General features: G+C 42.8%; 5 protein-coding genes. All 5 read left to right on the top strand.

The genetic code is table 11. The annotated features are described in order from the left end of the window. The coding region (locus tag K1X84_16825; protein MBX7153294.1) for a hypothetical protein at positions 1-195 on the top strand (195 nt) is incomplete at its 5' end. A 32-nt stretch (positions 196-227) separates the two neighbouring features. Beyond that, complete coding sequence (secF, locus tag K1X84_16820; protein ID MBX7153293.1) at positions 228-1,124, top strand: protein translocase subunit SecF; 897 nt, start codon at positions 228-230, stop codon at positions 1,122-1,124. A 45-nt stretch (positions 1,125-1,169) separates the two neighbouring features. Beyond that, positions 1,170-1,508 (top strand): STAS domain-containing protein, encoded by a 339-nt coding sequence (locus tag K1X84_16815; protein ID MBX7153292.1) that lies wholly within the window; start codon positions 1,170-1,172, stop codon positions 1,506-1,508. A gap of 105 nt (positions 1,509-1,613) precedes the next feature. Next, entirely contained in the window at positions 1,614-2,888 is a 1,275-nt protein-coding gene (locus K1X84_16810) for an adenylosuccinate synthase (protein MBX7153291.1), read from the top strand. A 15-nt stretch (positions 2,889-2,903) separates the two neighbouring features. Next, on the top strand, positions 2,904-4,352 hold the full coding sequence (gene gatB / locus K1X84_16805; GenBank protein ID MBX7153290.1) for an Asp-tRNA(Asn)/Glu-tRNA(Gln) amidotransferase subunit GatB: 1,449 nt from the start codon (positions 2,904-2,906) through the stop codon (positions 4,350-4,352). Positions 4,353-4,437 lie beyond the last annotated feature (85 nt).

Here is a 4,437-nt window from a genome sequence, read left to right as displayed (position 1 = left end):
GGTCTTGTATTATTTCAGTTTGGTACCGGCCCGATCAAAGGTTTTGCGTTAACGCTGATGATCGGTATTATTACCACGATATTTACAGGCGTATTCGTATCGCGAGTATTTATGGATTTGATTTATGAACGTGGAGCGATGGAGCGCGAGATGAGTATCGGAATGTCTCAGCGAACGCTGCAGACTCAACCTTAAATTATATTGAGTGAATAAGGAGAATATCGTTCATGGAACTTTTAGTTAATAAAAATTATCCCTTCGTTCAAAATCGCCGGACAGCTTATTTGATTTCCGGTAGCTTAGTAACGTTGAGTTTGTTATTATTTTTGTTTATCGGATTAAATTACGGCGTTGATTTTATCGGCGGTACTTCAATGGAAGTAAAGTTTCAACAGCCGGTTGAGCTGGATAAAATTCGCCACCTCATTTCAACGAAATTTGGCGCGGATCGCATTCAAAATTTTGGTTCGACTAATGATATTTTGATTCACGTACAGGAACAGCATGATAATGTTTCTACCGAAGTTTTGGACATGCTGAAGAAAAATTTTCAAGGCAATGATGTCGAAATGCGTTCCGTTAGCCAGGTTGGTCCTAAGATCGGGGATGAGTTAAAAATTTCTGCCGTCTGGGCAACGATCTGGGGACTTATTTTTATCGTGGTTTATTTGGCGTTACGATTTCACTGGAAATGGGGATTGGCTGCTGTCGTCGCTCTGGCCCACGACGTGATCATTACCCTGGGGCTTTTTGTTGCATTGCAATTAGAATTTTCATTAGCAGCCGTCGCTGCTTTTTTGACCATTGTCGGTTACTCGGTCAATGATACGATCGTAGTGTTTGACCGTATTCGTGAGAATACTCGCCTGATCAAACGTGGCGGAACATTTGAAGAAGTGGTTAATCGCAGCATCAACGAAACGTTGAGCCGGACTGTAATGACTTCCGTTTTGACACTACTGTCGGTGGCCGTGCTGTTGGCACTAGGTGGAGAAGTTATTCGCACATTTGCGTGGGCTTTGTTGGTTGGTATTATCGTCGGTACCTATTCGTCAGTTTATGTTGCCAGTCCGATTTTGATCGAATGGAAGGCCGGGGACGATCTCAAAGCAAAAATAAAATAATCAATAGAATCTTCGACGTACGTCAAGGTCTTAGCGAGGTAGCGTATGCAACTCAAAGTATCAGAAATGTCGGGTATTGTTATACTGGAAGTTCAGGGCAATATTATGGGAGGACCGGATGCTGCGCTGATCAATGATGAAATTCACAAATACATGTTGCAAGGCAAGAAAAATTTTGTCGTGAATATGCAGTCTATTGATCTGATCAATAGCTCGGGACTTGGCATTCTGATCAGTAATCTCACAACCGTAAAAAATAGCGGCGGCGATCTGAGACTGGCGCAGGCTTCGGATAAGATCAAACAAATTTTTCAGATTACAAAACTTTCTACGGTGTTTAAACACTACTCTACTATTGAAGACGCTGTAAAAAGTTTCGCATAAAAGTTTGGCATCTCACGAGTTCATTACGTAAGTTATGCCCAAAATCTGCAAAACAGGTTTTGGGTTGTTTTTTGTTCAATCCAAGCTAGATAATAGGGAAATCACATGGCAGTGCGCGTGATAATCGGCGCTCAATGGGGCGACGAGGGTAAGGGTAAAATTGTAGACTTGCTTTCAAGCAAGGCGGAAATCGTTGCGCGTTATCAGGGTGGAGCTAATGCCGGGCATACCATCTGTCACGGTTCTACAAAATATATTTTGCGCCTTATTCCATCCGGTATTTTGCATGAAGGTGTAAAGTGCATTTTAGGTAACGGGGTGGTGATCGACCCGATTGCTTTGTTTGAAGAAATGGACGGTTTGGAAAAAATGGGCATCAGAATGGAGGGGCGTCTGATGATTAGTCCCCATGCTCATATCATTTTGCCTTACCATAAACTGATTGACCAGGCGAAAGAAAAATATCTCGGTGAAAACCAAGTGGGTACGACAAAACGCGGGATCGGTCCAGCGTATCTTGACAAGATTGATCGTTGTGGAATTCGCGCAATTGATTTAATGGACCATTCGGTATTATATGATAAATTGAAAAGAAATGTCGAAGAAAAAAATAAAATTCTCAAAGCCTTCGGCGCTGAAGAATTAGAAATCGATCCGATCATTGCACAATTTACGGAATTAGGTAAACGATTACGTCCGCTGATTGGTGATGTGCCTATGTTTCTGGACCGTGCAATCAAAAACCAAAACGAAATTTTATTGGAAGGCGCTCAGGGTACTCTGTTGGACATTGATCACGGGACGTATCCCTTCGTTACGTCGTCGAATGCTACCAGTGGTGGGGCATGTACGGGACTAGGTATCGGCCCGTCTAAAATCAATCATGTCATGGGTGTCATCAAAGCTTATACTACACGAGTCGGTAATGGGCCTTTTCCGACAGAATTTGACGAGCCGTTCGGTTCCAAAGTGCGTGAACTGGGCGGAGAGTACGGAAGCGTGACCGGCAGACCACGCCGATGCGGTTGGCTCGATCTTGTGCAACTCCGTTACGCGACAATCGTCAACGGTATTGATGAGCTGGCTATAACCAAGCTGGATGTTTTGGATACTATTGATGAATTAAACGTCTGTACGGAGTATAAATTAGACGGAAAAGAAATAGACTATTTTGTGACGGACGGACGCGTACTCGACAGAATCGAACCTGTATATAAATCCATTCCAGGTTGGAAAGCGAATACATCGAAAGTTAAAAAATTTACCGACTTACCCAAAAATGCGCAAACCTATCTTCAATTTATTGAAAATTTTCTTGAGGGGCCGAAAATCAAAATCATTTCAGTCGGCCAAGATCGGGAAGAAACGTTGATACTTTAAAAATTTATGAGTGAGATCCAATTCGAACCGGTAATGGGACTTGAAGTCCATTGTCAACTACTGACGAAGACTAAAGCGTTCTGTTCGTGCAGCACACAATTTGGCGCCATGCCGAATACTCAAACGTGTCCGGTGTGTTTGGGACTGCCCGGTGCATTGCCTGTACTTAACAAGCGTGCGGTTGAATTTGCCATTCGCATGGGCTTAGCCACACACTGCGTCATTGCCAGTGAATCTATTTTTGCCCGGAAAAATTATTTTTATCCCGACCTGCCGAAAGGTTATCAAATTTCCCAATTTGATAAACCGCTTTGTGAACACGGTTGGCTTGAAGTTGAAATCGGCGAAACTGTCAAACGTATTGGCATCAAACGGATTCATCTCGAAGAAGATGCCGGTAAATCCATTCATGATGATGCTGTTACCGGCGGGCGTGGCACCTTTGTCGATTTGAATCGTTGCGGAACACCTCTGATTGAAATAGTGTCCGAAGCTGATTTTCGAAACACAGCAGAGGTGACGGCGTATTTGACAAAAATCCGTCAGATCGTACAGTATCTGGAGATATGCGATGGGAACATGGAAGAAGGCAGTTTGCGGTGTGATGCTAATATTTCAATCCGTCCTGCCGATCAAGTTCAATTTGGTACCAAGACCGAACTAAAGAATATGAATTCATTCAAAGCTGTTGAACGTGCTCTGCTCTATGAAATTGACCGCCAAACCCAATTAGTGAGCGGCGGAGGAAAAGTAGTACAACAAACTTTGCTATGGGACGACAATGCCGGTGAGTCACGTCCGATGCGTTCCAAAGAAGAAGCGCATGATTATCGATATTTTCCGGAACCCGATCTAGTTCCTTTACGGGTTACCAAAGAATGGATTGATACGATAGCTTCATCGCTATCGGAATTGCCCCAAGCACGCCGCGATCGATTTGTACGTGATTTTGCGATTCCGAAATACGATGCTGAAGTGTTGACCATGACGAAAGCCATGGCCAATTATTATGAAGAAGTGCTGAAACACATTAATGAACCGAAATTGGTCAGTAATTTTATTATGAGTGAAATGATGGCGGTTTTAAAAGAGCGAAAACAAGACGCCGATCAATTTGTAGTGAAGCCGGTACAAATGGGAGCGTTGTTGAAAATGGTAGTACAAAATACCATTAGCGGCAAAATTGCCAAAACCGTGTTTGAAGAAATGGGTAAGAGCGGCGAAGACCCGCAAAAGATAGTCGAACAAAAGGGGCTGATTCAAATTACGGATCGTTCAGAAATTGAAAAATTAGTTGACCAGATGTTTGAAAAAAATAAATCGCAAACCCAGGAATATTTATCCGGTAAGGAAGCGCTATTCGGGCATTTTGTCGGTGAAGTAATGAAATTGTCACGCGGCAAAGCCAATCCCAAAATGACTAATGAAGTTATTCGAGAGAAATTAAAAACGATGAAAAGCTGACAAATTGCTTGCGAAGGATTTTAGAAATCAATATCTTTGCCACGCTTTTGTAAAAACATGTTCGTTGAAATAGAAGCAGTTTAGG

It is taken from the genome of bacterium (assembly GCA_019695335.1).
Taxonomy (GTDB): Bacteria; CLD3; CLD3; order SB21; family SB21; genus JABWBZ01.
Note: the sequence above shows the minus strand (reverse complement) of the source record. Positions and strands in the feature narration are given on the sequence as shown.